We start from the raw sequence: 286 nt of genomic DNA, 5'->3' as shown, positions 1-286 counted from the left end.
AAGTATCACAATGGAACGATTGTGCTCGACTCATTTCAAATTGCATTATTTATTATAATTCCGCGTTACTATCGGCATTTTTACAAATCCAAGAGAGGAACGGTAGGCAAGATGTGGTTGATGTTATTTCTCGGCTTTCACCTGTTGCTTGGCAACACATTAATCTAAATGGGGAATATGCCTTTAATAAAGACCGCAAAGAAATCGACTTAGCTGGTTTACTTAGTGATGTAGAATCAATAAGTTAAAGAATGCCATCTGTTTGTATTTCTAATTCAAAAGGTAC

At 35.7% G+C, this 286-nt stretch carries 1 protein-coding gene; it reads left to right on the top strand.

Translation table 11 applies throughout. The features are described 5' to 3' along the window. On the top strand, positions 1-248 hold a 248-nt coding region (locus tag AAEY57_RS19700), incomplete at its 5' end, for a Tn3 family transposase (RefSeq protein ID WP_350608632.1). Positions 249-286: the final 38 nt, after the last annotated feature.

It is taken from the genome of Pseudoalteromonas sp. MER144-MNA-CIBAN-0113, from assembly GCF_040308965.1.
GTDB classification, from domain to species: Bacteria; Pseudomonadota; Gammaproteobacteria; order Enterobacterales; family Alteromonadaceae; genus Pseudoalteromonas; species Pseudoalteromonas tetraodonis.
This window is presented reverse-complemented; position numbering and strand designations above follow the sequence as displayed.